This window comes from Verrucosispora sp. TAA-831 (assembly GCF_050780145.1).
Lineage (GTDB): Bacteria > Actinomycetota > Actinomycetes > Mycobacteriales > Micromonosporaceae > Micromonospora.
In genome coordinates this window covers 4,812,693-4,838,446 of sequence record NZ_CP192240.1, presented here as the reverse complement: position 1 = coordinate 4,838,446, position 25,754 = coordinate 4,812,693, and the positions used below count along the sequence as shown (strand labels likewise).

18 protein-coding genes are annotated in these 25,754 nt (G+C 71.4%); 12 read left to right on the top strand and 6 right to left on the bottom strand.

Translation table 11 applies throughout. The features are described 5' to 3' along the window. Nucleotides 1-535 precede the first annotated feature (535 nt). The 6 genes from ACQVFL_RS21390 to ACQVFL_RS21365 all read left to right on the top strand — a co-directional run bounded on the left by ACQVFL_RS21390 (nucleotide 536) and on the right by ACQVFL_RS21365 (nucleotide 7,161). Nucleotides 536-1,438, top strand: coding sequence for a terpene synthase family protein (locus tag ACQVFL_RS21390; RefSeq protein ID WP_396692771.1), 903 nt, complete (start codon nucleotides 536-538; stop codon nucleotides 1,436-1,438). Then, nucleotides 1,435-3,054 (top strand): prenyltransferase, encoded by a 1,620-nt coding sequence (locus ACQVFL_RS21385; RefSeq protein ID WP_431727467.1) that lies wholly within the window; start codon nucleotides 1,435-1,437, stop codon nucleotides 3,052-3,054. Before ACQVFL_RS21390 ends, ACQVFL_RS21385 begins: the two co-directional genes overlap by 4 nt. A 95-nt stretch (nucleotides 3,055-3,149) precedes the next feature. Beyond that, the gene (locus ACQVFL_RS21380; RefSeq protein ID WP_431727466.1) at nucleotides 3,150-5,675 is read left to right on the top strand and encodes a nitrate- and nitrite sensing domain-containing protein; all 2,526 of its coding nucleotides are present in this window, start codon (nucleotides 3,150-3,152) and stop codon (nucleotides 5,673-5,675) included. Between the two features lie 86 nt (nucleotides 5,676-5,761). Next, entirely contained in the window at nucleotides 5,762-6,184 is a 423-nt protein-coding gene (locus tag ACQVFL_RS21375; RefSeq protein ID WP_431727465.1) for a roadblock/LC7 domain-containing protein, read from the top strand. 4 nt (nucleotides 6,185-6,188) lie between these two features. Continuing rightward, nucleotides 6,189-6,575, top strand: coding sequence for a DUF742 domain-containing protein (locus ACQVFL_RS21370; RefSeq protein ID WP_396692764.1), 387 nt, complete (start codon nucleotides 6,189-6,191; stop codon nucleotides 6,573-6,575). Continuing rightward, a complete protein-coding gene (locus ACQVFL_RS21365) occupies nucleotides 6,556-7,161 on the top strand; it encodes a GTP-binding protein (protein WP_396692762.1) in 606 nt (201 codons plus the stop codon). Before ACQVFL_RS21370 ends, ACQVFL_RS21365 begins: the two co-directional genes overlap by 20 nt. 80 nt (nucleotides 7,162-7,241) lie before the next feature. Here ACQVFL_RS21365 and ACQVFL_RS21360 read toward each other — a convergent pair whose 3' ends face one another. Next, on the bottom strand, nucleotides 7,242-10,097 hold the full coding sequence (locus tag ACQVFL_RS21360) for an aconitate hydratase (protein WP_431727464.1): 2,856 nt from the start codon (nucleotides 10,095-10,097) through the stop codon (nucleotides 7,242-7,244). A gap of 274 nt (nucleotides 10,098-10,371) precedes the next feature. Continuing rightward, on the bottom strand, nucleotides 10,372-11,031 hold the full coding sequence (locus ACQVFL_RS21355) for a C39 family peptidase (RefSeq protein WP_431727463.1): 660 nt from the start codon (nucleotides 11,029-11,031) through the stop codon (nucleotides 10,372-10,374). 444 nt (nucleotides 11,032-11,475) lie between these two features. Between ACQVFL_RS21355 and ACQVFL_RS21350 the strand changes: the two genes are divergently transcribed. Next, nucleotides 11,476-13,149 (top strand): right-handed parallel beta-helix repeat-containing protein, encoded by a 1,674-nt coding sequence (locus tag ACQVFL_RS21350; protein WP_396698559.1) that lies wholly within the window; start codon nucleotides 11,476-11,478, stop codon nucleotides 13,147-13,149. 7 nt (nucleotides 13,150-13,156) lie between these two features. Here the strand turns inward: ACQVFL_RS21350 and ACQVFL_RS21345 are convergent, their stop codons facing one another. After that, nucleotides 13,157-13,357: a hypothetical protein gene (locus ACQVFL_RS21345; RefSeq protein ID WP_396698702.1), complete on the bottom strand. Its 201-nt coding sequence runs from the start codon at nucleotides 13,355-13,357 to the stop codon at nucleotides 13,157-13,159. On the opposite strand from ACQVFL_RS21345, the gene ACQVFL_RS21340 reads away from it, so the two are divergent. Then, nucleotides 13,356-14,030, top strand: coding sequence for a hypothetical protein (locus ACQVFL_RS21340; protein ID WP_396698561.1), 675 nt, complete (start codon nucleotides 13,356-13,358; stop codon nucleotides 14,028-14,030). The genes ACQVFL_RS21345 and ACQVFL_RS21340 overlap by 2 nt on opposite strands. A gap of 37 nt (nucleotides 14,031-14,067) precedes the next feature. Continuing rightward, the gene (locus tag ACQVFL_RS21335) at nucleotides 14,068-14,457 is read left to right on the top strand and encodes a hypothetical protein (protein ID WP_350696623.1); all 390 of its coding nucleotides are present in this window, start codon (nucleotides 14,068-14,070) and stop codon (nucleotides 14,455-14,457) included. A gap of 102 nt (nucleotides 14,458-14,559) precedes the next feature. Here ACQVFL_RS21335 and ACQVFL_RS21330 read toward each other — a convergent pair whose 3' ends face one another. After that, nucleotides 14,560-15,018, bottom strand: a complete 459-nt coding sequence (locus ACQVFL_RS21330; RefSeq protein ID WP_431727462.1) for a hypothetical protein — start codon at nucleotides 15,016-15,018, stop codon at nucleotides 14,560-14,562. Between ACQVFL_RS21330 and ACQVFL_RS21325 the strand changes: the two genes are divergently transcribed. From ACQVFL_RS21325 to pulA, 3 genes are all read left to right on the top strand, one after another. After that, complete coding sequence (locus ACQVFL_RS21325) at nucleotides 15,011-15,328, top strand: hypothetical protein (RefSeq protein WP_431727461.1); 318 nt, start codon at nucleotides 15,011-15,013, stop codon at nucleotides 15,326-15,328. The genes ACQVFL_RS21330 and ACQVFL_RS21325 overlap by 8 nt on opposite strands. 170 nt (nucleotides 15,329-15,498) lie before the next feature. Beyond that, the gene (locus tag ACQVFL_RS21320; protein ID WP_431727460.1) at nucleotides 15,499-16,134 is read left to right on the top strand and encodes a cellulose binding domain-containing protein; all 636 of its coding nucleotides are present in this window, start codon (nucleotides 15,499-15,501) and stop codon (nucleotides 16,132-16,134) included. A 144-nt stretch (nucleotides 16,135-16,278) separates the two neighbouring features. Then, nucleotides 16,279-21,777, top strand: a complete 5,499-nt coding sequence (gene pulA, locus ACQVFL_RS21315) for a pullulanase-type alpha-1,6-glucosidase (RefSeq protein ID WP_431727459.1) — start codon at nucleotides 16,279-16,281, stop codon at nucleotides 21,775-21,777. A 73-nt stretch (nucleotides 21,778-21,850) separates the two neighbouring features. Here the strand turns inward: pulA and ACQVFL_RS21310 are convergent, their stop codons facing one another. Both ACQVFL_RS21310 and ACQVFL_RS21305 read right to left on the bottom strand, forming a co-directional pair. Beyond that, entirely contained in the window at nucleotides 21,851-23,533 is a 1,683-nt protein-coding gene (locus ACQVFL_RS21310; RefSeq protein ID WP_431727458.1) for a hypothetical protein, read from the bottom strand. 311 nt (nucleotides 23,534-23,844) lie between these two features. Next, nucleotides 23,845-25,533 (bottom strand): right-handed parallel beta-helix repeat-containing protein, encoded by a 1,689-nt coding sequence (locus ACQVFL_RS21305; protein ID WP_431727457.1) that lies wholly within the window; start codon nucleotides 25,531-25,533, stop codon nucleotides 23,845-23,847. Nucleotides 25,534-25,754 lie beyond the last annotated feature (221 nt).

The window sequence follows — 25,754 nt, the reverse complement described above, 5'->3', positions numbered from 1 at the left end:
AGGAGTCGGGCCGCAGGTCCGCCCGGTCGGCTTGTTCGGGGCGGTAGAACCCCACTGAGCAGGGACGATGCGCCGGCGGTCGATGTCGGTCACCGGCCCGCTGTGGACCGGGGCGCCTGCGGCGGTGGGTGACGACGACGTGCCGGAGCGCTCTCTTCTCTGTGGACACCGGGAATTTCCACCATGAACATTCCTCGCCACGCGACTAGTGAGGACTGCTATTGCGATGTCATGCTCATCGCAACCGAGGCATTTCGAAGAGTGACGCCCCTCCACCCCGGGGGCCTGTGCAACTGGGAGCCGACGACGTGAACTGCGCCCGACGCCGGAGAGCGGCATCGATACCCCTGCGACGTGCGTTGCCGAGTCTGCTGCGTCAGGCACTGGTCGGTTTCGGAGAACAGTCTGCGGGTGCGGTGGTCCGGCTCGATCGCGGCGCGCCGCGCCCGTACCTCAGCACGTCTCCCGAGATCGCCGTTCGGCTCCACGCGGGAATCGCCGAGGTGATTCTGCGGCCCGCCCAGGGTGTCGCGGCGTGAGTGCCGAGACCGAGGTGTCGCCGGTCGGCCCGGGCGACCAGATGACCGACTCCGCCGAACAGGGCCGGATCTGCGCCCGCGCCGCCAAGGGGCAGCGTGATCTGACGGCGGTGGCCGCCGCGTACCCCGAGCTGTTCCCGCCCCGGCCCTTCGACGCCACCCTGTTCGGCGACGTGGCGATGGCGATCGCCTTCTGCGCGCCCTGGTGTGACCTCGATCGGCTCCGGGCCGCCCACCGGGCGGTGCTGTGGGGCTTCGCGGTGGACCGGCTGATCGACCACGAGGCCCGCTCGCGCGACGAGATCGACCGGCTGGCCGTCCGCTGCCTGGCGGTCGTCGACGGCGCGACGCCGCAGGAGGGTGACCAACTCGGTGCCCTTCTCGCCGAGCTGCGCGACGAACTCGCCACGGTGCCCGCCTTCGCCGCACACCGCGAGCGCTGGCGGGAGGAGACCCGCAAGGTACTCGACGCGATGGCCCGGGAGTGGGACTGGCAGCAGTCGCCGGACACGCGGCCCGGCTTCGCGGAGTACCTGGACAACGCCGCCAGCCTGGCCTGCACCGTGGTCAACGTCGTGCACTGGATCCACGGCGACGATCCGGCCACCCTGGCGCACCTGGACGCGCTGCTGGCCGCGAGCGACCAGGTGCAGCGCATCCTGCGCCTGGTCGACGACCTCGGCACGTACGAGCGCGACCTGCGCCGGGGCGACCTGAACGCCCTGCTGCTGGTGTCCCGCGCCGAGGTGGAGAAGCGGATCGCCGTACTGGTCGCCGAGGCCCGGGAGCAGCTCGCGACGCTCCGGGTCGACTGTCCGGTGGCGGTCGACCACCTGGCTCGGCAGATCGGCTTCAGCAGCGGCTTCCACCGGTCCACCGACTTCTGGGGCACGCCGTGACGGCGACCGGCGTGACCGGGCCGGAGACGGCGCAGAGCCTCACCGATGAGGCCGCCGACCTGGTCGCGGACCTCGACCGGGTCCCGGCCGGGCAGGTGAGTGCCTCGGTCTACGAGACGGGTCGCCTGGTCGCCGACGCCCCGTGGCTCGGCGGCCACGGCCGACGGTTGGCGTACCTGCTCGGCCGACAGGGGGCGGACGGCGCCTGGGGCCTGCCCGGCGGGTACGGCCTGGTGCCGACGGCGAGCGCGGTGGAGGCCCTGATCGCGGTGCTGGTCCGGGACGAGCCGGCGGACCGTGTCGGCCCGGCGCGGTCCGACCTGGTGGACGCCGCCACGCGTGGGCTGACCGCGCTGGCCGCACGGCTGGAGACCGGCGCGCCGCTGCCGGACACCCCGGCCGCCGACCTGATCGTGCCGGCGCTGACCGGCCGCATCGACGCGCACCTGACCCGGCTGCGCGACCGGGGCGCCCCGGCGCTGCCCGGCCTGCCTCCGCTACCGCGAATGGATCGGCGACGCCTCGACGCGGTCTCCGCCCTGCTCGCCACCGACCGCCCGATGCCGCGCAAGCTGTGGCACGCCTACGAGGTGCTGGGACCGAACGCCGCGGCCCGCGAGGAGGTCCGCCCGATCGACGGCGCGGTGGGCGCCTCACCCGCCGCCACGGCCGGGTGGCTCAACCACCAGCGGACGCCGGACCGGGCCGCCCGGGCGTACCTGGACGAGGTGGTTGCCCGGCACGACGGCCCGGTGCCGTGTTGCACCCCGATCACCGTCTTCGAGCGGTCCTGGACGCTCGGCACGCTCATCCGGGCGGGCGTACCGGTCCGACCGTCGCCCGCACTGGTGGCCGGGCTGGCCGCCGCGCTCGGACCGGACGGCGCGGCGACCGGGCCGGGGCTGCCGGCCGACGCGGACACCACCTCGGCCACCCTGTACGCCCTGGCCCGACTGGGTCGGCCGGTCGACCCGAGCAGCCTGTTCCGCTACGACCTCGGCAGTCATTTCTGCACCTGGCGCGGGGAGGACGGCGACTCGATCACCACCAACGCCCACGTGCTGGAGGCGCTGGGCTGGCACGCCCGGCACCCTCGGCAGGGAACACACCGGTACGGCGCCCGGGTGGACGCCCTCGGTCGCTGGTTGCGTGAGGTGCAGCAGCCGGACGGCCACTGGACGGACCGGTGGCACGCCTCGCCGTACTACGCCACCTCCTGCGCCGCCCTGGCGCTGGCCGGTCACGCACCGCCGGAGGTCGCCGGGGAGGCCGTCGACCGGGCCGTTGGCTGGGTGCTCGACACCCAGCGTGACGACGGTGGATGGGGACGGTGGTCGACCACCACGGAGGAGACGGCGTACGCCGTGCACGTCCTGCTCGGCGCGGGCGCCCGGCGACCCGGCGCGGTGCAGGCCGCCACCCGGGCGTTGCCGCATCTGCAGGTCGAGGGTGTCGACGACCCTCCATTGTGGCACGACAAGGACCTCTACACCCCGGTCCTGGTGGTACGCGCGGCAGTGCTCGCGGCACGGCGTCTGGCGTTCGAGTCCGGTGTGGCAGGACGTGGCGGTGCGGGCTCCGCGGCCACCCACCAGGGCATGATCACGAGCGCTTGAGTTGCTCCGACGACGCTGTTAGCGTGCGCCGGGGTCGGTGCGTGTGTCGCCCGCCTGACTGACCGATCGACTCGCTCCGGGCCAGGGACGGTGTAATGGGTTCCCGCAGTTCGAATCTGCGTACCAAGATCGTGGCCCTGTTGGCTTCGCTGGTGGCACTCTGGAGCTTCACCGCCTGGGTGACCATCCGCGAGGGCGTCAACCTCGTCGGCGTGCAGGCGCTCGACGCGCGGGTGTTCGACCCCACCGAGCCGCTGCTGTTGCAGTTGCAACTGGAACGCCGGACCTCGCTGGCGTATCTCGGACGCCCCGAGGACCGCGGGCGTGGTGAACTCGTGCAGGTACGCCAGCGCACCGACGAACTGGCCGCCGAGTTCGAGGAGTCGGCCGGGCACTGGCAGGTCGGCCTGCTCGGCAGTGATTCCCTCCAGCAACGGATCGGCGACCTGAACCGGGGGCTCGCCGCGCTGTCGGACACCCGGACCGCCGTCGACCGTCGCAACATCGGTCGCGGCGAGGCCGGCGGGGCGTTCACCCAGGTGATCGAGTCGATCTATCGGGTCTACGACGAACTGGGCAACCTCGACGACGACCAGGTCGCCGAAGACATCACCCAACTGATCCAGCTCAATCGGGCCCGGGAACTGTTGTCCCAGGAGGACGCCCTACTCGCCGGGGTGCTGGCCGCCGGCCGGATCACCTCGAGCGAACGCGCGGAGTTCACCCGGATCGTCGGTGCCCGCCGGTTCGTCGCCGAGCAGGCGGTCGTCCGGCTGCCGGAGGCGGACCAGGCCCGGTACCAGCAGGTGTCCTCCGGGGCGAACTTCCGTCGGCTGGCCGACCTGGAGAACCAGGTGATGCTGGCCGGCAACGGCACCCGGGTGCCGTTCAGCGCCGAGGCGTGGGGCGACGCCACTGGTCCGGCACTGATCGACATCGGCGACGTGGTGGTCATCGGTGGGGACGACGTGGTCGAACGGGCCACCCCCGTGGCCGTCGGCGTCATCGTCCGGCTGGTGCTCGCCGCCGGCCTCGGCCTGCTCGTCGTCATCGCCTCGGTGGTCGTCTCGGTCACCACCGCCCGCGCCCTGGTACAGCAGTTGCAGCGCCTGCGGGACGCCGCGTTCCAGTTCGCCAACGAGCGACTGCCCAGTGTGGTCGATCGGCTCGGGCGTGGCGAGCAGGTGGACGTGGCCAAGGAGGCGCCGCCGCTGCGCTTCGGCGACGACGAGATCGGCCAGGTGGGCCGGGCGTTCAACGTGGTGCAGGAGACCGCCATCCGGACCGCGGTGGAACAGGCGGAGCTGCGCCGAGCGGTGCGCGACGTCTTCCTCAACCTGGCCCGACGTACCCAGGACCTGGTGCACCGCCAGCTCACCCTGCTGGACTCGCTGGAGCGCCGGGAGCAGGACGCGGAGGAACTGGAGGACCTGTTCCACGTCGACCACCTGGCCACCCGGATGCGGCGTAACGCGGAGAACCTGATCGTGCTCGCCGGCTCCACGCCCGGCCGGGCCTGGCGCCGCAGCGTGCCGATGGTGGACGTGGTCCGTGGCGCGGTCGGTGAGGTCGAGGACTACACCCGTGTCCAGGTGCTCCCGATCAGCGGGGTGTCGCTGGCCGGACGGGCCGTCGGTGACGTCATCCACCTGCTCGCCGAACTGATCGAGAACGGGCTGTCGTTCTCGCCGCCGCACACCATCGTCGAGGTGCGGGGACAGGTGGTCGCCAACGGGTTCGCCATCGAGATCGAGGACCGTGGTCTCGGTATGACCGAGGAGGACCTGGCCGCCGCCAACCAGCGCATCGTGGACCGCTCCGAACCCAACCTCGCCGACGCGTCCCGGTTGGGCCTCTACGTGGTGAGTCGGTTGACCGACCGGCACGGGTTGCGGGTACAGCTCAAGGAGTCGCCGTACGGTGGGACGACCGCGGTGGTGCTGGTCCCGAGCGATCTGATCATCGTGGACGGCGCACAGCCGGCCGTACCGCCGTCGGACTCCGGGGACGAGGCTCCGGCGCTGCCCGCCGGGCCGGGCCCCGGCAGCGAGGAGCGGTCACCCGCAGCGGTGGCGGTGGCGTCGCCCGCCGCGCTGCAGGAGACGGCGGTCGGACCGGCCGTGCAGACCTCGGCCGCCCCCGCCGAGGAGACGACCGGTCTGCCGACCAGGTCCCGTCGTCGGCCCGGCCAGTCCGCACTGGACGGACCGACCATCCCGATCGAGGTGCCGGTAACCTCGGTGCCGGGTGAGGGCCCGGCACGGCCATTGCGCATGCCGGCCGACGCCGTGGCCGCGCCCGGAGCGCCGACCGGCCCGTCCACCTCGGCGGCGGCCCCACCCGAGCCGGGTACGCCGACGGCGCCCGAGCCCGACCTGGGGCGTACCGAGTCGGGTCTGCCGGTGCGGGTACGGCAGGCCAGTCTTGCCCCGGCGCTGCGCGACGAGCCCGGGGCGACCGACGGCGGTGAGGACGTGATCCGCGAACCAGAACAGGTTCGACGCATGATGAGTTCGTACCAGACGGGCACCCGGCGCGGACGCTCCGACGCCGCTAGGTTGCTCGATGGTGGCCGGCGCGCCGAGGACGGGTCCGACGGCGCCGACCAACAGGCGACCTGATCCGTGTCGCTGGCCCGGTTGCCCGGGTCGACGCCGGTCAGGCCCAGATGAGCACGGCGAAGAGCCGGGGAGAAGAGGACGACGAAGTGGCGCAGAAGACGGCTTCGAGTGCCGACCTGACGTGGTTGCTGGACGACCTCGTCGGCCGGGTCAAGCAGGCCGAACACGCGGTGGCGCTGTCCGCCGACGGTCTGCTGATGGCCTCGTCGCAGGGGCTCAGCCGCGACGACGGCGAGCACCTGGCAGCGATGGCGGCCGGTATCCAGAGCCTGGCCCGCGGTGCGGGCAAGCGGTTCGGTGGCGGACAGGTCCAGCAGACGATCATCGAGATGCAGTCGTCCTTCCTGTTCGTCACAGCCGCCGGCCGTAACGCCTGTCTCGCGGTGCTGGCCACCGAGGACGCCGACGTCGGCCTGATCGCGTACGAGATGGCGATGCTGGTCACCAGGGTCGGCAAGTACGTCGCGTCACCGTCCCGGGCCGTCGAGCAGGCCGGCGAGGAGAAGTAGCCGGATGACGGTGCAGGGAGAGTTCGCGGACCACCAGTGGGTGGACGACCACGCCGGTCCGGTCGTCCGTCCGTACGCGGTGACCGGCGGCCGGGCCCGCCCGGTCACCGGCACGTTCGACCTGATCTCCCTGGTGACGGCGACCCGCACGGACGTCTCCCCGGAGCTCGGTCTCGGCCCGGAGCACCTGGCGATCGTCGGCCTCTGTCAGCGGATCCAGTCCGTGGCCGAGATCGCGGCACACCTGGACCTGCCGGTGGGCACCGTGCGGGTCCTGCTCGGCGATCTGGTGGCACGCAGTCTGGTGCAGATCCGGGAGCCGCACACCACCGTCGGCATACCCGACCACAGCATTTTCGAGGCGGTTATCAATGGACTACGGGCACTCTGAGCGGCCGTCGGGTGCGGTCGCCCTGCCCACCGCGATCAAGATCCTGGTCGCCGGCGGCTTCGGGGTCGGCAAGACCACGTTGGTCGGGGCGGTCAGTGAAACGCGCCCGCTGCGCACGGAGGAGGTGCTGACCGAGACCGGGGTCGGCATCGACGACCTCTCCGGCGTCGAGGCGAAGCAGACCACCACGGTGGCGATGGACTTCGGCCGGATCACGGTCAGCGAGGATCTGGTGCTGTACCTGTTCGGTACGCCGGGTCAGGACCGGTTCTGGTTCGTCTGGGACGAGTTGGCGCTCGGTGCCATCGGCGCGGTGGTGCTGGCGGACACCCGCCGGCTCGCCGACTGCTTCCCCTCGATCGACTACTTCGAGGGGCGCGGCACGCCGTTCCTGGTCGCGGTCAACTGCTTCGAGGGGGCGCGCTCGTACCGCCTCGACGAGGTGCAGGCCGCGCTGAACCTCGACCCCGAGGTGCCGGTGCTGCTCTGCGACGCTCGCAACCGGGAGTCGGTCAAGGAGGTGCTGATCACCGTGGTGGAGCACGCGATGAAGATCCGGGAGGCCCGTGCTCGCACCGTCGAGTGACGGCGGGTCCCGCGCTCTCGGCCCGACGAACGACGGGCGCCCTCCCCGAGCGGGGAGGGCGCCCGTCGGCGTTCGTGGCGTCAGCCGGCGATCATGCGCCGCAGCACGTACTGCAGGATGCCGCCGTGCCGGTAGTAGTCCGCCTCGCCCGGAGTGTCGATCCGCACCACCGCGTCGAACTCCACGCCGCTGTCGGTGCTGACCCGCACGGTACGCGGGGTCGAACCGTCGTTGAGCGCGGTGACGCCGGTGACGGTGAACGTCTCGGTGCCGGTCAGCCCCAGCGAGTCGGCGCTCTCGCCGGTCGGGAACTGCAACGGCAGCACACCCATGCCGATCAGGTTCGAGCGGTGGATCCGCTCGTACGACTCGGCGATGACCGCCTTGACGCCCAGCAGCATGGTGCCCTTGGCCGCCCAGTCCCGCGACGAGCCCGACCCGTACTCCTTGCCGGCCAGGATGACCAGCGGGATGCCCGCCTCCTGGTAGGCCACCGAGGCGTCGTAGATCGAGGTCTGCTCGCCGGTCAGGTGGTTGACGGTGAAGCCGCCCTCCACCCCGGGGACGAGCTGGTTACGCAGCCGGATGTTGGCGAAGGTGCCCCGGATCATCACCTCGTGGTTGCCCCGACGCGAACCGTACGAGTTGAACTCGTGCCGCGGCACGCCGTGCCCGGCCAGGTACTCGCCGGCGGGGGAGTCGGCCTTGATGGATCCGGCCGGGGAGATGTGGTCGGTGGTCACCGAGTCACCCAGCTTCGCCAGCACCCTGGCGGGACCGATATCGAGAACAGGCGTCGGCAGGCGCCGCATGCCCTCGAAGTACGGGGGCTTGCGCACGTAGGTGGACTCGCCGTCCCAGGCGAAGGTGTCCCCGGTCGGCGTCGGCAGCGACTGCCAGCGCTCGTCACCGGTGAAGACGTCGGCGTACGCGGAGCTGAACCCGCCGGCGCCGATCGCCGAGGCGATGACGTCCTGGATCTCGGCGGTGCTCGGCCAGATGTCGCGCAGGTAGACCGGCTGGCCCGCGCTGTCCTCGCCGATCGGCTCGCTGGCCAGGTCGATGTCCATCGTGCCGGCCAGCGCGTACGCCACCACCAGCGGCGGGGACGCCAGGTAGTTCATCTTGACGTCGGGGTTGATCCGGCCCTCGAAGTTGCGGTTGCCGGAGAGCACCGACACCACGGCGAGGTCGGCCTCGTTCACCGCGGCGGAGACCTCCTCCGGCAGCGGGCCGGAGTTGCCGATGCAGGTGGTGCAGCCGTAGCCGACCAGGTGGAAGCCGAGCTTCTCCAGGTACGGCGTGAGGCCGGCGCGCTCGTAGTAGTCCATGACGACCTTCGAACCCGGCGCGAGGGTGGTCTTCACCCACGGCTTGCGGTTCAGGCCCTTGTCCACGGCGTTGCGGGCGAGCAGCGCCGCGCCGATCATCACCTGCGGGTTGGAGGTGTTGGTGCAGGAGGTGATGGCGGCGATCACCACCGCGCCGTGGTCCAACTCGTACTCGCTGCCGTCGGAGCCGGTGACCCGGATCGGGTTGCTGGCCCGCCCGCCGGAGCCGACGGCGGCGGTGACCAGGTCACGCGGGGCGTCGGCCGGGTCGTTGACCTCGTTGGCCGGGGCGTCGCTGGCCGGGAAGGACTCGGCGCTGGCCTCGTCGGCCGGGCCCGCCGTGCCGAACGGCTTGTCCTGCTGCGGCACGCCGGGACGACGGCCAAGGTCGCCACCGGTCTCGTCGGCCGCGACGTAGTCGGTGAGCGCGGCGCGGAACAGCGTCTTGGCGCTGCCCAGCGGCACCCGGTCCTGGGGACGCTTGGGTCCGGCGAGCGAGGGCTCGATGGTGCCCAGGTCGAGTTCCAGGTGCTCGGAGTACTGCGGCTCGGCGGCCGGGTCGTGCCAGAGGCCCTGCTCCTTGGCGTACGCCTCGACCAGCGCGACCTGCTGCGGGTCCCGGCCGGTCAGCTCCAGGTAGCGCACGGTCTCCGCGTCGATCGGGAAGATCGCGACGGTGGAGCCGTACTCCGGGGACATGTTGCCGATGGTGGCCCGGTTGGCCAGCGGCACGGCGCTCACGCCGGGGCCGTAGAACTCGACGAACTTGCCGACCACGCCGTGCTTACGCAGCATCTCGGTGATGGTCAGCACCAGGTCGGTGGCGGTGGTGCCGGCCGGCATCTCGCCGGAGAGCTTGAAGCCCACCACGCGGGGGATCAGCATGCTGACCGGCTGGCCCAGCATGGCCGCCTCGGCCTCGATGCCGCCGACGCCCCAGCCGAGCACGCCCAGGCCGTTGACCATCGTGGTGTGCGAGTCGGTGCCGACGACGGTGTCCGGGTACGCCTGGCCGCCGCGCTCCATGATCGTGCGGGCCAGGTACTCGATGTTGACCTGGTGCACGATGCCGGTGCCGGGCGGCACGACCTTGAACTCGTTGAAGGCGGTCTGGCCCCAGCGCAGGAACTGGTAGCGCTCCTTGTTGCGGGTGTACTCCAGCTCGACGTTGCGCTCGAAGGCGTCCTCACGGCCGAACAGGTCGGCGATGACCGAGTGGTCGATGACCAACTCGGCGGGGGCGAGCGGGTTCACCTTGGTGGGGTCGCCGCCGAGTTCGTGGACGGCCTCACGCATGGTGGCCAGGTCGACCACGCACGGTACGCCGGTGAAGTCCTGCATCAGCACCCGGGCCGGGGTGAACTGGATCTCGACGTTGGGGTCGGCGGTCGGGTCCCAACCGCCGAGCTGGCGGATGTGTTCGGCGGTGATGTTCGCGCCGTCCTCGGTCCGCAGCAGGTTCTCCAGCAGGATCTTCAGGCTGTAGGGGAGCCGTTCGTGGCCCTCCACCTGGCTGATCTTGAAAATCTCGTAGCTCGCGTCTCCGACGCGTAGCTGGGTCTTCGCACCGAAGGTGTCGAGGCTCGCCACGTCGTACTCCTTCACACCAGCGACCGTGAGTAGTCCTGAGCAGTCTGTCGCACCGGCCGGAGGGTCGCCGTGGTTAGGCAACACTTACCGCCGATCCGCGCCGTCAACAAAACCGTACGTCCGTCTTGCTATGAGTGCAAGCCGTCGGTCGCAGAGTGGACGCGGGGGTGCGGGTGTGGGTGTTAGGAGGGGTCCCCTGCTATGCGTGGGGCGTTAGGCGGGGGCCCTTCCTTGCAAGCACCGACGGCCGGCCCCTGGTGTGGGGGCCGGCCGTCGGTGGTTGTGGGTGTCAGTGGGTGGTGGCGTAGCCGCGGGTGGCGATCCAGTTGGCGAGGTTGTTGATGTGGAGGTCGTAGCGGGCGTGGTCGGGGTTGGCGGAGTCGGCGATGGTGACGGTGTTGCCGTTGTCGGTGTAGCCGGTGACGCTGATGTAGTGGCCGCCTTCGAAGCTGTGGGTGGTGCCGGTGGTGTCGGTGGTGGTGCCGGCGATGTTGGCGACGACGGCGCGGCTGTCGTCGATGGTGCGGACGATGTCCTGGCGGAGCTTGTCGGTGTGGTGGGTGTCGGCGGTGGGGGTGCTGATTTCTACGGACTTGTAGACGTCCTTGCCGGTTTCGCGGTTGAGGACGGGGGTGATGTCGTTGATGGAGTCGGTGCCGTTCTCGGTGGTGCCCATTTCCTTGGCCATGGTGTGGACGTCGATGTTCTTGCCTTGGACGCTGAGGGCGTTGCGGGCGGCGGCGGGGCCGCAGTAGTAGAAGTTGGGCTGGGCTTCGTAGCGGACGTCGAGTTGACGCTCGCCGTGGCCCTTACGGTCGGCCTGCACGACGGCGGCGGCCTGGACGCCCGGGGTGGCCTGGGCGGCGATCGCGGGTGCGGCGATGCCTCCGGCGGTGGCGGCGGCAGCGGCGATGGTCAGAGCGGTCTTGCGCAGCATGGTGGTACGCATGATGATCTGTACCTTTCGTCGGGGGTGTGCGGCGATCTCCCGTGGGGGACGGGTGTGCCGCGGGGGATGTGCCGGGCCGTCGGGGTCCGCGCGGTGGGGACTGCCTACGACGTCCGGGCCAGGTGTAACGCCGGGGGGTGCGGGGTCATTCCGACCCGGTCCCCGGGGTGCGGCGCCGGGGGAGGCGTCGCGGTCATGTCATGTACAACCCCCGGCCCCGGCCGATGATTCCGCGATCGCAGGGGGCCACGGCCATCCGACGAGCGCCCACGGAACCGGGCAGACGGGCACGAACCTCCGAGTCGTCGACCTGGCGTCGGCGACGACCACGGCGGCGGTGAGTGCACGTCGACCGCCGACGCCCCGGGGGTGCGCGTTTCCGGCACAACGCAGCGGGAAAGCGCCCGGCTCGCGAGGAGGCCGTCGACTTCAGGGGAGCGCGTCGTGTGGCAGGAGAGCCGGTACATCGCCACCCGGGAGCGGCTGTCCCCGGTGGCCGGGGCGCCGCTCTGGTGCGACGCGCACGAATTCGGCCTCCGGGGTGACGGTGTCACCAACGACCAACCGGCGTTGTCCGCCCTGGTCGACCGGCTCGGCGAGGGGTACGCCGCCGACGGCCGGGCCCGGGTCATCTACTGCCCGCCGGGGATCTACTCGATCCGGGACGCGGGCACCGTCTGGCGCAGCGGTGTCTCGCTGATCGGCGCGGGACCGGGCGCCACCCGTTTCCTGCTGAGCAACGAGGGCAACCGCGCGGACCCGACGCCGCTGGCCTTCTGGACCACGGTGCAGCACGGCGCCGATCGAGACCGGCACATCGCCGACTGCACCTTCGCCGACTTCGAGATCGACGGCTCGGGCGTGGCCATGGCCGAGTACAGCTATCTGGCCAAGGGGCTCGGTCTCCAGTACGTGGTGCGCGGCGTGTTCCGCAACCTCTACATCCACCACACCGGTGCGACCGGGCTGGGGTGTGACTTCCTCCAGGACAGCCTGATCGACGGCGTGGTGGTGGTCGGCTGCGGACGGCTGGACAACGGCGAGGAGATGGGCGGCGCGGGTATCGGCATCGGCATCGGCGGTTGGGGCGAGGTGGAACGCTGCACGATCGCCAACTGCACCACCCTCGGCAACGGCACCAACGGGATCTTCCTGGAGTTGCAGAAGTCGTACTGGACACCCCCGCGCGGTTACCGCATCCTCGGCTGTCACAGCCAGGCCAACCGGTTCGGCATCTCCGACTGGGGTGCCGACGGGCTGATCGTCTCGGCCTGCACCATCACCGGGAACCTGGAGGCCGGCTTCGACGTCTCCGCCAACGGCACGGCGGGCATCGCCGGTCGGGGCGGCATCCTCAGCGACTGCGTGATCGACCGCAACGTCCGCGACGGCATCAGCATGGGCAACACCCCCGGGCCGTACGCGATCCGGGGCAACCGGATCAGCGGCAACGGCTGGTACGGCTATCACCAGCACGACCTGGGCGCCGGGTACCAGGGCCCGTCGTCGGACGTGGTGATCAGCGGCAACGAGTTCTGGGACAACGGTCTGGACGCGATCCGGATCGACCGGCCGATGGTCGACGCGGCGATCGTGGACAACCGGATCCGCAACAACGGTCGGCAGTGCGCCCCGGAGTCGACCGGCTCCGGCGAGTCGGTGCGCTACGGCCGCCGGGCGGTGACCGACCGGTCGGCGGACTGGCCGACCAACGGGCACCGGGGCAAGGTGCTGCGGGTGGGCTCCCGGATCGCGGTGGTGGTCGGCAACAGCGACACGGACCTGGACCTGGCCGAGCTGCGACCGGACGCGGCGACCGCGTGGAACCAGGACGTCCCGTCCCCGGGTACGACGTACCACCTGCCCGCGGCGGCACCGGTGCGCGCCGGCATCGTGGTCAACGCGCACTTCGACTCCGCGTCGGTGCGCGGCAACCGCATCTGGGACAACCGTGAGGAGCCGACCCAGACGCACGGGCTGTGGATCACCGAGCGGGGCTCCTGCGTGTCCTGCCGGGTGGAGGACAACGACCTCGCCGGCAACGCCGAGAGCGCGCTGCGGTTGGACAGCCCGCCGGTGGGCGGTCGCTGGGACCGCAACCACGTCGAGATCGACTGAGCGGTTCTCAGCCCGCGTCGTCGGGCCGGGCGGCCTCGGCGTGGCGGTCGCGCAGCCGGGCCCGGATCTCCTCCGGGGTGTACGCGCGCCGCCGCCGCTCCGCCCGGGCGATGACCACGCCGGAGGCCGCGACCCCGGCCAGACCGGCCAACCCGAGGACCTTCCACCACCGCATCCGTTGCCGCATCCGCATAGGGTAGTCCGTCATGAGCATCAGCCTGGACGAGGCGGTGGAGCTGACGCGTACCGGTGACGTGTGGGTCTTCCGTGGCCGCAGCGTGCCCGACCGTGCCATCCAGTCGATCACCAACAGCCCGGTCAACCACGTGGGCATGGCGGTCGTGCTGGACGACATGCCGCCGTTGATGTGGCACGCCGAGCTGGGTCGGTCGCTGCCGGACATGTGGACCGGTACCCACCAGCGCGGGGTGCAACTGCACGACCTGCGTGACGCGGTCTGTGTCTGGGCCAACCGGTACGGCCAGCGGGCCTGGCTACGTCAGCTCGACCCGTCGGCGGACGCCGAGATGGAGCGGTCGGTGCTGCGGACCATCGCCCGGCTGGACGGGACGCCGTTCCCGTCGACCGCGCAGCTCGCCTGGCGGTGGATGCGGGGGCGGGTGCCGGCGGTGCGGTTGCCGGCGGTGCGGCGGCAGCGGGCGGCCAGCGACCGCGAGCGGAGTACGGAGCGGGAGCGGACCCTGGAGACGGCCTACTGCGCGGAGGTCGTCGCGGTCACCTACGAGGCGATGGGCCTGCTGCCTCCGGGCAAGCGGCCGAACTGGTACGACCCGGGCCGGTTCTGGAGCGGTGACGACCTCGGCCTGCGGGACGGTGCCCGGTTGGGCAGCGAGATCGAGGTACGGATCCCGGAGCGCTGAGGTTTCGCCGACCGGCGTGGTGGCAATTGCATGCCACGTGAATGCTTCCACCGATCTCGACACGCTCACCGAGTTCTTCGACCGGTACGGCGTGGCCCTGACCGTCGGCGACCTGCCCGCGATCGCCGGTTGCTACGCCCTGCCGGGGTTGGTGGTCGCGGACACCTACAGCTTCTCGTTCACCTCCCCGGCAGCGGTGGCGCTGTCCTTCGTGGGCGCGGCCCCCGACTACGCCGAGCGTGAGCTGGTCGCCGCGCACGCCGACATCGAGGAGGTGCAGCAGGTCTCCGCGCTGCTGACCGAGGTGGCGGTGCGGTGGGAGTTCCTGGACAGCCAGGGCCGACAGGTGCCCGGCGAGCGGTACCGCTATCTGCTGCGGGCCGCCACGGAGGGCCCGGTCATCTGCACGGTCATCCGTACCGGCTGAGTCGCGGCGCGGCACGGTCCCCATTGCCCGGCCGGGGCGGGGAGTCGGCCCGGCGGGTCGGACGACCCGGCCCCACCCGTTCCGTCTCCGCTTGCGCCGTGACTAGGCTGTCGCGTCGGTGCGACGAGGGGGGACCTCAATGGCAGTGCGGCCGTCGGGTGCCGAGACCACGGAGCCGGCCCGTCGACGGGCGCTGGCTCGGATGATCGCTTCGGCGCCCTGGGTGGTGGTCTCGGTCGGCGTCGGTGTGCTGGCGGTGCTGCTGGTGGCCGCGGCGCTGGCCTTCCGGGGGCCGGAGCAGCCGTCGGCGTGGCAGCCGGGGCCGGCGGTGGCGCTGCCGACACCGTCCACCTCGGACTCGGGCACGTCGGTCCCGTCCGCGCCGGAGCGGCTCAGCCCGGCGCCGGGCGGCTCCGTCACGTCCGCGTCGCCCGGGTCGTCGGCGCTGCCGACCCCGCCGTCGCGGACCGCCTCCCCGGCCGGGCGGTCGGAGGTCAGTCGGTCGCCGAGTCGACCGACGTCCGTCCCACCGTCTCCACCCGCCGCATCCGGCGTGCTCACCGCCAGTTACCGGGTGAGCGGCGCGGTCGAGGCGGATTCCTTCCGGGCCCAGGTGGTGGTGCGCAACGGCACCGCCGAGGCGCGCGACTGGCAGGTCGAGTTGCGTTTCACCGGTGACGTCACCGGGGTCCGCGCGTCCAGCGGTCCGGGGGTCTCGGTGAGCATCAAGGGCGGTGGATGGTACCTGCTCAGCGGGACGGTGCCGCTCGCCGCCGGCGCACAGCAGACGGTCGACCTGCGGTTCACTCGCACCGGTGGCGGGGAGTACCCCGCCCACTGTGTGGTCAACGGTTCCACCTGCGGCGTGTGATGACCGTACTGTTAGGACGGTTCGGTGATTCCCTGGGGACTTTTCCCTTTCGCTGAAGATCGTTACGCTTGCCCGGCTGCCCGCTGAGGAGATTCATGTCCGGTATGCGTCGCGCTCCGCGTCATCTCTCATCCCCTGGTCCCGCCGTCGCGTCATCTCCCTGGGTTCTGATGTCGATCGGCCTGCTCGCCATGGTGATGCTGTTCGTCATCGCGATCGGTGCGTACCGGGGGCCGGGTCCGGAGTTCGATTCGGCCCCGCCGGGACCGGCCGTCGCGCCGCCCATCCCCGAGCGCGCGTCCTCGGCCGGGCGGGAGGCCGCGAGCCCGCCGGCACCGGCGGTGCCCGGCCTCTCGCCACGCAGGACCGACCCGCCGGGCGAGGCCGACACCGCCTCGCCGGAACAGTCGCCACCGGCTGTGTCGACCCCGGAGCCGTCGCCGTCCGCGCCGTCGCCGCCGCGCAGCAGCGCCGCTCCGGCGGCGAAGCCCGCCCCGATCGAGGCGCGGTACCGGGTGATGGACACCTTCCAGGGCGGCTTCATCGCCGAGGTGCTGATCCGTAACACCTCGCGCAGCGATCTGGGGTGGGTGGCGCGGGTCGAGTACGCGGGCGGCCGGGTGGTGACCGCGTGGCTGGAGGGGGTTCCGCAGGGCACGTTCGACGGTCGCCGGGGCACGTTGACGTATCGCAGCGGTCCCGACCTGTCGGCGGAAGCCTCGGTGGCGCTGCGCTTCCACATCGAGTTCGCCGATCCGTCGCCGAGGAACTGCTCCGTCTCGGGGCGTGCCTGTAGCCGTCGGTGACTCCCGGTCCGCCGATCGCGGGCCGCCGTCGACCTCTTCCTTACGCAAGAGACTGCTCTGTTGCCGCCATGTTTGCAAGGTATTGCAAAGTATTTCGGCAAGGGCTAGCGTGCGGGCCAATCAGCAGCCAGCGGAAGGCCGTCGATGAAACCCCCGCCGTTATCGCGTAAGGCCCTGCTCGCGTTCGTCTTCCTGCTCACCCTCACGCTGGCCGGCGCGCCGGTCGCGGTACCCGGGAGCGCCACCGCCGCCGGTCGGCCGACCGGCGGGGCGCCCAGCGTCACCGGCGCCGTCACCTGGACCACCGAGCCGTCCGCCGCCGCCCTGCTGGCGGCGGGCACCGACGAGCGGGCGACGGCGGAGCAGTTCTACTTCGTACTGCCGGACCGGTTCGCCAACGGCGATCCCCGCAACGACCGGGGCGGCCTGACCGGCGACCGCCTCAGCACCGGGTACGACCCGACGGACAAGGGCTTCTATCAGGGCGGTGACCTCAAGGGCCTGATCGATCGGCTCGACTACATCGAGGGGTTGGGCACCACCGCCATCTGGCTCGCCCCGGTCTTCGCCAACCGGCCCGTGCAGGGCGAGGGCGCTGACGCGTCGGCCGGCTACCACGGTTACTGGATCACCGACTTCACCCAGGTCGACCCGCACTTCGGCACCGCCGCCGACCTCCAACGTCTGGTCCAGTCGGCGCACCGGCGCGGTATCAAGGTCTACCTCGACGTGATCGTCAACCACACCGCGGACGTCATCAGCTACACGGAGAACCGACAGACCTACGTGGACAAGGCCACCACGCCGTACCGGGACGCGCAGGGCCGGCCCTTCGAGGACCGCAACTTCGCCGACGGTACCCGGCCGTTCCCCGAGGTGAACACCGAATCCTTCCCCTACACCCCGACGTTGCGCACCCCGGCGGACGCGACGGTGAAGGTGCCCTCCTGGCTCAACGACCCGACCATGTACCACAACCGGGGCGACTCGACCTTCGTCGGCGAGAACAGCGAGTACGGTGACTTCGTCGGGCTCGACGACCTGTGGACCGAGCGGCCCGAGGTGGTCCGCGGCATGACGAAGATCTACGCCGACTGGGTGCGCTCCACCGGTGTGGACGGCTTCCGACTGGACACCGTCAAGCACGTCAACATGGACTTCTGGCCGCAGTTCAGCCAGGGCGTCAACCAGGCCGCGGCGCGCGCCGGCAAGCCGGACTTCTTCATGTTCGGCGAGGTGTACAGCGCCGACCCGGAGATCGCCTCCCGCTACGTCCGGCAGGGCGGACTGCCGGCCACCCTGGACTTCGGCTTCCAGGAGGCGGCGCGCGGCTTCACCGCCGCCGACGGCTCCGCCTCCGCGCTCGCCGACCTGTACGCCCGCGACGACCTGTACGCCGCCCGGGACACCGACGCCAGCCGGCTGCCCACCTTCCTCGGCAACCACGACATGGGCCGGATCGGCTCGTTCATCGTCAACGGCGACACCGATCCGGCCACCCACCTGCGTCGCGACCAACTCGCCCACGAACTGATGTTCCTCACCCGCGGCCAGCCGGTCGTCTACTCCGGCGACGAGCAGGGCTTCACCGGCGCGGGCGGGGACAAGGACGCCCGGCAGCCGATGTTCGCCACCCGCATCGCCGACTACCTCGACGACGACCTGCTGGGCACCGACCGCACCCACGCCCGGGACCAGTTCGACCGGGCGCACCCGCTGTACCGGACCATCGCCGGGCTGGGACACCTTCGTGAGGCGCATCCGGCGCTGCGTGACGGTGTGCAGGTGACGCGGCACGCTGCCGACGGCAGGGGCGTCTTCGCCTTCTCCCGGTTCGACCCGCGCGACCGCACCGAGTACGTGGTGGCGGTGAACAATGCGCCGACCGCGCAGACTGTCACCGTGGACACCTGGTCGGCCGGCACCACCTTCACCGCCCTCTACGGCGCCGGTGGTCGGCGGGCCGCCGCCGCCGACGGCACGCTGACCGTGACCGTGCCCCCGCTGTCGGCGGTGGTGCACCGGGCCGGTCGGCCGGTCGCCCTGCCCGCGGCCAAGCCGGGTCTGACCATCACCAACCCGACGGGTACGCCGGTGGCGACCCGGGCCGAGGTGACCGCCCGGGTCAGCGGGGATCCGCTGGCCACCGTCACGGTGGCGGCCCGGGTGGCGGGCGGCCGGTGGACGCTGCTTGGCTCGGCGCACCGGGCGCCGTACACGGTGCACCACGACCTGACCGGGCTGGCCGCCGGCACGAAGATCGAGTACAAGGCGGCGGTGCGGGACGACCGGGGCCGCACCGCCACCGCCCGCTCCACCGCCACCGTGGGTACCCCGCCGACGGGCGCGTCCCGCGACTGGCTGGTGGTGCACCACCACCGCCCGGACGGCGACTACGACGACTGGGGCCTGTACGCCTGGGGCGACATCGATCCGGCGTACGCGACCGAGTGGCCGCAGGGCCGCCCGTTCACCGGCACCGACTCGTACGGGCGGTTCGCCTGGGTGAAGCTCAAGCCGGGGGCGAAGTCGGTCGGCTTCCTGGTGGTCGACGCGGACGGTAACAAGGACGTCGAGAACGACCGGACGGTGGACGTGACGCGCACCGGCGAGGTCTGGGTCAAACAGGGTGACCCGGCCACCTACCCGAGCCGGGAGGAGGCAGCCGGAGCACCGGCACCGCCGGTCGAGGAGGGCGTGGCGGTGATCCACTACCACCGGCCGGACGGCGACTACGACGGCTGGGGACTGCACCTGTGGGACGGCGCGGCCACGCCCACGGACTGGGCCCGGCCGATGCCGCCGACCCGGGTCGGCCCGTACGGTGCCGAGTTCCGGGTGCCGCTGGCCGAGGGTGCGACTGGGCTGAGCTACATCATCCACTCCGGGGACGCCAAGGACCTGCCGCAGGACCAGCGGCTCGACTTCGCCGAGGCGGGGCGGGAGGTCTGGCTGCTCGCGGCGACACCGGGACGGCTGCTGCCGCCCATGGCCGGCGGCGACGGCGGCGGTGACACCGACATCACCCGGCAGGCGGCGCACTGGATCGACCGGGGCACCGTCGCCTGGCGTGCCGGTCCCACCGACGGCCGGGCGTACGCGCTGGTGACCGCTCCCGCCGGTGGGGTACGCGTGGTCGACGGCGAGCTGGTCGGCACGTACACCTCGGTGCCGTTGACCGCGCGCCGCAACGGGCTCACCGAGGCGCAACGCGACCGGTTCCCGCACCTGTGGGATCGGCGCGCCTTCACCCTGGACCAGCGGGACCTGGCGAAGGTGCCGGCGGCGCTGCGCGGGCAGGTACTGGTGACCGAGCGGGCCGCCGACGGCACCCTGCTCGGTGCCACCGGCGTGCAGATACCCGGGGTCCTCGACGACGTCTACGCTCCGGCCACCACCGCCCGCCTGGGTGCCACCTTCACCGGTGGCGTGCCGTCCCTGGCGGTGTGGGCGCCGACCGCGCGGACGGTGTCGGTGGAGCTGTTCGACTCGCCGACCGCCACGCCGCGCGTGGTGGCGATGCGCCGCGACGACCGCACCGGCGTGTGGTCGGTGCGCGGGGCGCGGGACTGGACCGGCCGGTACTACCGGTACCGGGTACAGGCGTGGCAGCCGGCGGCCCAGCAGGTGGTGACCGCCTCGGTCACCGACCCGTACTCGGTGGCGTTGGCGGCGGACTCCACGCACAGCCTCATCGCCGACCTGACCGACCCGAGGTGGGCACCGGCGGGCTGGTCGGCGCTGCGCAAGCCGGGCGCGGTGCCGCCGGCCAGGGTGCAGATCTCCGAGCTGTCGGTGCGGGACTTCTCGATCGCCGACGGCACCGTGCCGGCCGACCGTCGCGGCACGTTCCTCGCCTTCACCGACCCCGGCACCGCCGGGATGCGGCACCTGAGGTCGATCGCCGACGCGGGGGTGACCCACCTGCACCTGCTGCCCGTTTTCGACTTCGCCACCATTCCGGAACGGCGTGCCGACCAGCGTCAGCCCGACTGTGACCTGACCGCCGCGCCCCCGGACTCCGAACGCCAGCAGGAGTGCGTCGCGGCGGTGAAGGACACCGACGGCTACAACTGGGGGTACGACCCGCTGCACTACACCGTCCCCGAGGGCGGGTACGCCGTCGACCCGGACGGCACGCGCCGGACCGTGGAGTTCCGGCAGATGGTGGCCGGGGTCAACGGCGCCGGCCTGCGGGTGGTGCTGGACGTGGTCTACAACCACACCTCGGCCGCCGGCACCGACCCTCGCTCGGTGCTCGACCAGATCGTCCCGGGCTACTACCACCGGTTGCTCGACGACGGCGCGGTGGCCACCTCCACCTGCTGCGCCAACACCGCGCCCGAGCACGCCATGATGGGCAAGCTGGTGGTCGACTCCCTGGTCACCTGGGCCAAGGCGTACAAGGTGGACGGGTTCCGCTTCGACCTGATGGGCCACCACCCGAAGGCCAACATCCTGGACGCCCGTGCCGCGCTGGACCGGCTGACCGTGGCCCGTGACGGCGTGGACGGCAGGAAGATCCTGCTCTACGGCGAGGGCTGGAACTTCGGCGAGGTGGCCGACGACGCGCGGTTCGTGCAGGCGACGCAGGCCAACATGGCCGGCACCGGGATCGGCACGTTCAACGACCGGCTGCGCGACGCGGTGCGCGGTGGCGGCCCGTTCGACGAGAACCCGCGCCACCAGGGCTTCGCCTCCGGGCTGTTCACCGACCCCAACGGCGACCCGGTCAACGGCTCGGCGGCCGAGCAGCGGACCCGGCTGTTGCACCAGCACGACCTGGTCAAGGTCGGCCTGACCGGCAACCTGCGCGGCTACCGGTTCACCGACTCCGGCGGCCGGGAGGTGACCGGAGCCCAGGTGGACTACAACGGTTCGCCGGCCGGGTACACCGAGGCCCCGGGCGAGGCGATCACCTACGTGGACGCGCACGACAACGAGATCCTGTACGACGCGTTGGCCTACAAGCTGCCGCAGGGCACCTCGGCCACCGACCGGGCCCGGATGCAGGTGCTGGCGCTGAGCACGGTGGTGATGGGGCAGGGCGCCGGGTTCGTGACCACCGGCACCGAGCGGCTGCGGTCGAAGTCGCTGGACCGCAACTCGTACAACTCGGGGGACTGGTTCAACCAGATCCGCTGGGACTGCACCCAGGGCAACGGGTTCGGCATCGGGCTCCCACCGGCCGAGGACAACCGGGACAAGTGGCCGTACGCCCGACCGTTGCTGGCGGATCCGGCGTTGGTCCCGGACTGCGCGGCGATCGCGCTGACCGACGCCCGGTACGCCGAACTGCTGCGGATCCGGGCGTCCACGCCGGTCTTCGGGTTGCCCACGGCGCAGGAGGTGCAACGGCGGGTCGCCTTCCCGCTCTCCGGCCCCGAGGAGACGCCCGGGGTGCTCACCATGACTCTGGACGCGCGTGGCCTCGGCGGACAGTGGCGGTCGGTGACGGTGGTCTTCAACGGCACCCCGCAGGCGGCGACGCAGCGGGTCGACGCGCTGCGCGGGGCGGACGTGTCGTTGCACCCGGTGCTGCGGTCCTCGGCCGACCCGGTGCTGCGGACCGCCGCGTTCGAACGGGCCAGCGGCACGTTCCGGGTGCCGGCGCGCAGTGTGGCGGTGTTCGTGCAGCGGTGACACGTGGTCCGGCCCCGCCGGTCCGATCCGTGGATCGGTCCGACGGGGCCGGGTCGTCACCTCGGCGTGGTGCTCAGCCGAAGCAGTTCGGAATCGCGGTGATGCTTCCGGCGCAGTTGGTCGGCTTGTTGGCGGTGATCGCGGACTTGTCGTCCACGTTCACCTGACCGACGAAGCTGAACACACCGCCGGCGGTGAGGGTCGCGAAGTTGTGCGACACCTTCGTCCGCTCCAGGTCGATCTCGCCGGAGACGGTGAAGATGCCACCGCCGACACCCAGCGGGCCGACGGCCCGGTTGCCGCTGATCTCGCTGTTGCGGAAGGTCGCCTCGCCGGTGCCGTTGAAGACACCGCCACCGAAGAAGCCGGCCTTGTTCTCGACGATCTTGCTGTCCGAGACGTTGGCGATCGCCCGGAAGCCGAGCGCCAGGCCGCCACCGACACCGACGGTGGTGTTCTGGGCGAGCTCGACGTGCGCCAGCTCCAGGGTGCTGTCGTCGCCCGCCGCGGTCACCCCGCCGCCGGCCAGGACCGCCGTGTTGTGCAGGATCTTCGAGTGCTGCACGGTGGTGTTGCCCTCGATGTCGAGCAGGCCACCGCCGAAGCCGAGCACCTCGTTGCCGGTGATCTCGCTCTTCTCGATCAGCGCGGTTCCGCCGTCGATGTCCTCACGGAAGATGAAGGCGGCGCCGTTGGCGACACCGCCGCCACCGATGATCGCGTCGTTGTTGATGATCCTCGACTCGGCCACCCGCAGCACGCTGGCGTTGAAGACGCCGCCGCCGTACAGGAAGGCGGTGTTGTCGGCGACCGTGGTGCGGTGCAGGTCGGCCTTGCCGAAGTTGGCCACGCCGCCACCGACGCCACCGGCCTGGTTGGCGACGATGTGCGTGTCGGAGAACGACACGGTGCCGCCGGGCTGCACGAGCACGCCACCACCGTCGTTGGACTCCGGCTCCAGCAGCACCGAGGGAGCGGCCTTGGCCTGGGCGGCCTTGAGCGCGGCACCCTTCGGTGCGGCCTGCAGCAGCGGCAGGTACTCCTTCTTGGCCTCGGCGGCCTTGGTCGCCTCCACCGAGTTGGAGAACCGCGACCACACGGCCTCGGGAGTGTCACCGTTGACCGGCAGTGCCCGGGTCTGGCCGTTCTTGATGGTCAGGCCCTTGACGGTCAGGTTGCCGCCGCGACCCACGTTGAGGATGCGGAACTCCTCGGCCGTGGCGTCCCGGACGATCTTGGTGTCGTGCCCCTTGAGGACGACGTTCTCGGTGATGACCGGCAGGCCGTTGGGGCCGGTGCCGTCACCCAGGTCGGAACGGGTCAGCGTGTAGGTGCACCCCTTGGCGAGGTTGAGCACGCCGCCGTGGTTGTCGTTGGCGAAGACCAGCGCCTGGATCAGCTTGTCGGAGTCGCAGGGCACCTCCTTCTCGTGGTCCTTGCGCTCGTCGCCGCCACGGTCCTTGTACTCGCCGCCACGGTCCTTGCGCTGGTCGTCGCGCTGGTCGCCACCGCGGTCCCGCTTCTTGCCCTCGTGCCCCTCGGCGGCACCCGGGCCCCGGTCGCTGTCCGAGCTGACCTGCTGCGCGGTGGACCAGCGCAGACCGTCGGCGCTGACCGCGCCGGCGCCGATCCCGACGGCGGCGATGCTGACCACACCGGTGAGACCGGCGACGCCGCTGGCGAGCCAGAAAGCGCGACGCCGCTTCGGCGCCACCTCCGGCTCCGCGGCGTTGTTCTTAGCTTGGTAGTTGGACATCGGAGCTCTCTGCCCTCTCGTCGTACCAGACAGGGTCGTCACACGCGGGTGAGCTTCCCCTGCTACAAATCGGTTGTAGCTCCCACATGAACCGTATGAGAGTGTTCCTCGCTTCGCGCCCATATCCGAGACAACCCCACATTCGGTACGGGTTGCGCGGGAGTGATGGAAGGGTGCAATACGGGCAAGCTCGGTGCGATCAGCCGCTACGGCCCGAGCGGGCGGTACGCGACCCGGGCTCCTCCGCCGCGCGGCGGAGGAGCCCGTCTATGTGGTCGTGCTCTGGATTCATCCGTGCGCAGAAGGAACGATCAGCCGAAGCAGCGGTCCGGGACGACCGGGCTGCCGACGCAGTTGGTCGGCCGGTTGGCCGTCACTGCCGAGCTGCGGTCGATCTCCACGTCGTCGTTGTTGGTCCAGATGCCACCGGGCGGCAGCACCGAGAAGTTGGCCCTGACCGTGGAACGTTCCAACCGGACCTGGCCGCCGTCGTTGTAGATGCCGCCGGCCACCGAGTTCTGGCCGACCACCCGGTTGGCCACGATCGCGGTGTCCCGCACGACGGCGGTGCCGCCGTAGGTGGTCAGCCCGCCACCGTTGCGCTCGGCGACGTTCTCGGTGATCTCGCTGCGGTCGATCACCGCAGTGCTCTCCGGGCCGACGCCCAGCCCGCCCGAGGTGTCGTCGGCGGAGTTCCGGGCCACCAGGGCCTTCTCCAACGCGAGCTGTCCGTCGCCGAGGGCGAGCAGACCGCCGCCGTCCTCGCCGCTGTGGTTACCGACGATCCTGGTCTCGGTCAACGTCGCGGTGCCCCGGTAGGTGAGCACGCCACCTGCGTTGTCGGTGGCCCGGTTGCGCTCGATCGTGCTCTTCCAGACCCAGAGCGTGCCACCGCCGCCGGGGAACCCGAGACCGGGGACACCGTTGCCGATGCCACCGCCGTCGACCGCGCTGTTGTCGGTGATCGTGGCCTCCTCGACCCGGAACACCCCCGCGTTGAACACGCCGCCGCCGACGCCACCGGCACTGCTGGTCGCCACCCGGCTGTGCGCCAACCGGGCGGTGCCGAAGTTGGCGATCGCGCCACCGTTGCCGCCGGCGTGGTGCAGCAGGAACTCGCTGTACTCGACGTCGGCCCGGCCACCCCGCTGCACGAGCAGACCGGCGCCGTCGCCCGGCTCGACGTCCACCAACGTGGTGTCGCCGCCGGCCCCGGGTGCGGTGGTGCTCGTGGCGGCGGGGGCCTTCGTGGCGGCCTTGGCGGCCTTCGCGCCGTTCGCGCCCGCCCCCGCCTTCGTCGGCTTCGCCACGACCTTCGCGGAGAGGTCGACCTTCGCCCTCGCCGCCGCGATCGCGTCGGCCTCGGTCAGCCCACCCTTGACGACGACGTTCTTCAGGGTCAGGTGACCGCTGCGACCCACGTTCAGAATCCGGAACGCCTCGGCGTTGGCCGCCCGGACGATCGTGGTGTCGTGGCCGGCGAGCGTGACCGCCTGGGTGATCACCGGCAGACCGTTGGGGCCGGTGCCGTCTCCGACGTCGGAGCGGGTCAGCTCGTAGGTGCACCCCTTGGCCAGTTCCAGCGTGCCGCCACGGTTGTCGTTGGCGTACTCGATGGCCTGGATCAGCTTGTCGCTGTCGCAGGGCACCTCGCGTCCCCGCTCCTTGTCGTCGCGGCGCTGCTCGCCGGAGTACGCCTCGTGGCCCGTGCGGTCCGCGCCCTGCTCCTCGCCACTCCGGGTGGCCTTGTCGTCGGTCCGGCCGCCCGCCTCGGCGGTCGGACCGGGAGCCTCCGGTCTCGGTGCGGCCGCCGGCTGGGCGTCCGAGGTGTTGTTCCGGTCGCCGGACTTCTGGTCCCGAGCGGCCACGCCGCCCAGAGCGGCTAGACCGACCACCCCGGTGAGCCCGGCGACTCCGGCGGCCACCCATATCTTGCGTCGGCGTCGACCTGGCGGGACCGGAGGCGGCCCGCCGTACGAAGTCAACTCGTCATTGGACATCAGAGCCTTCCGCCCTTTCCTCCTACCAGACTGACCCGCACCAGTACGAAGCAGTGCGAGTAGCTACAAACAGCCTGTAGCCTCTGATGACCACCGTATGAGAAGCATCTTCGCGAGGATGACTAATACGAAAAAACCCCATAACTGCCCCAGTTCGGGCGTGCGGCTGCCAATCGGGGAGAGCGGCACCGAAAGTGCCGGGCGCCCTCTCCCGGACACGA

Coding starts and splice junctions, on each gene's coding strand:
- ACQVFL_RS21370 (WP_396692764.1), top strand. CDS start 6,189: ATGACGGTGCAGGGAGAGTTCGCGGACCACCAGTGGGTGGACGACCAC.
- ACQVFL_RS21380 (WP_431727466.1), top strand. CDS start 3,150: ATGGGTTCCCGCAGTTCGAATCTGCGTACCAAGATCGTGGCCCTGTTG.
- ACQVFL_RS21310 (WP_431727458.1), bottom strand. CDS start 23,533: ATGTCCAACTACCAAGCTAAGAACAACGCCGCGGAGCCGGAGGTGGCG.
- ACQVFL_RS21320 (WP_431727460.1), top strand. CDS start 15,499: ATGTCGATCGGCCTGCTCGCCATGGTGATGCTGTTCGTCATCGCGATC.
- pulA (WP_431727459.1), top strand. CDS start 16,279: ATGAAACCCCCGCCGTTATCGCGTAAGGCCCTGCTCGCGTTCGTCTTC.
- ACQVFL_RS21355 (WP_431727463.1), bottom strand. CDS start 11,031: ATGCGTACCACCATGCTGCGCAAGACCGCTCTGACCATCGCCGCTGCC.
- ACQVFL_RS21305 (WP_431727457.1), bottom strand. CDS start 25,533: ATGTCCAATGACGAGTTGACTTCGTACGGCGGGCCGCCTCCGGTCCCG.
- ACQVFL_RS21365 (WP_396692762.1), top strand. CDS start 6,556: ATGGACTACGGGCACTCTGAGCGGCCGTCGGGTGCGGTCGCCCTGCCC.
- ACQVFL_RS21340 (WP_396698561.1), top strand. CDS start 13,356: ATGAGCATCAGCCTGGACGAGGCGGTGGAGCTGACGCGTACCGGTGAC.
- ACQVFL_RS21345 (WP_396698702.1), bottom strand. CDS start 13,357: ATGACGGACTACCCTATGCGGATGCGGCAACGGATGCGGTGGTGGAAG.